Here is a 1,447-nt window from a genome sequence, read left to right as displayed (position 1 = left end):
CGGCTCTTCAGAATTGAGAGTGTAGTTTCGGTCTGAATCCGCCGGATTCGAGTAGTGATCTGGCGACATAGTTGGTGATGTTTGTGAAGCCGAGGGCGGATCCGCGGAGGTGTTCGAGGCGTCCATTGATGGCTTCGGTGGGGCCGTTGGATGTCCCTGGGCGGTCGAAGTAGGCAAGGACATCTTGGGCCCGGCGATTGAGGGTTCGCCCGAGTGTTTTAAGCTCAATGAGCGCGGCGGGAACGCCTGTGCCCAGGGATGTGATCACTGCTTGCATCAACTTTCGTCCCTTGGCCCGGTCCGCCTCCCGGTAGGCGGCAACCATGCGCTGGTAAATCCCCCAACTCGCTTCTACCTCGACGTGGGTGTCCGTTTCGAACAGGGCTTCAAGACGTGCACGTTGCTTATCGGTGAGCAGATCCGCCCCGGTATGAAGGGTTAGCCTTGCCGAATACAGAGGGTCGCCGGCACGCCCACGATGCCCGCAGGACTGTTGCTGGACTCGTCGTCGGCAACTATCCAGACCCTCTCCGGCCAGGCGGATGACATGGAAGGGATCCATCACCGGAACAGCTCCGGGAAGTTCTTCGGCCGCGGCGCTCTTGAACCCGGAGAACCCGTCCATGGCCACGACCTCGATCCTGTCCCGCCATTGTTGCGGGCGTGCTTTTAGCCAGGAGGCGAAGACTTGTTTTGAGCGGCCTTCGACCATATCCAGCAGGCGGGACGGGCCCGTGCCGCCCCTGATCGGGGTCAGGTCGATGATCACGGTGACGTACTTGTCCCCGCGGCGGGTGTGCCGCCAAACATGCTCATCAACACCGATGACTTTGACCCCGTCGAACCGGTGCGGATCATCAATGAGCACACGCTTACCTTCGGCCAGGACAGCTTTGTTGGCAGTATTCCAGCTCACGCCCAGCCCTTCGGCGACGCGGGCGACCGTGAGGTGTTGACGTACGATCCCCTCCAACGCCCACCGCAGCCCCCGTCGGGAGAGTTTCGCCCGCGGTTCGGCGGCTTTGGACGTGTCCTGCCGCCACACCTGCCCGCACCCGGAGCATTTGTATCTGCGTACCCTGACCAGCAGCGTGGTCGGGCGCCAGCCGAAGGGTTCGTGACCGAGCTGGCGGGTCACCGTGTCCCGAGGAACGCCTTGACACCCACAGCTACGGCACCACTCATCCGGGTCAACAACACGGCAAGCAAGAACGGCGCGATCACGGCTCAGAAACTGCCCCGTGGCCTCGAGCCCGAGTTCATCGAGCCGACAGAATGTGGTCAGGTCAGGACTATGAAAGGTAGCGTGGAACACGAGGGCCTTGCGGTAGAGGAATCAAGATCTAGACAATCCGATTCTCTCCCAAGGCCCTCCCATCAGCCGAAACAACCTCCCGCCCCAGACTCCTCACGGCGCCGCCAACTACACTCTCAATTCTGAAGAGCC

The 1,447-nt window shown here is 61.6% G+C and carries 1 protein-coding gene; it reads right to left on the bottom strand.

Going from position 1 to position 1,447, the window contains the following annotated elements; genetic code table 11:
• Nucleotides 1-7: 7 nt before the first annotated feature.
• Nucleotides 8-1,315: an ISL3 family transposase gene (locus tag IWX64_RS16810; protein WP_196868265.1), complete on the bottom strand. Its 1,308-nt coding sequence runs from the start codon at nucleotides 1,313-1,315 to the stop codon at nucleotides 8-10.
• Nucleotides 1,316-1,447 lie beyond the last annotated feature (132 nt).

Origin of the sequence: Arthrobacter sp. CAN_A212, assembly GCF_015752345.1 — a bacterium.
Lineage (GTDB): Bacteria > Actinomycetota > Actinomycetes > Actinomycetales > Micrococcaceae > Arthrobacter_D.
The sequence above is the reverse complement of the archived record's forward strand: the minus strand, read 5'-3'. Positions and strand labels throughout refer to the sequence as shown.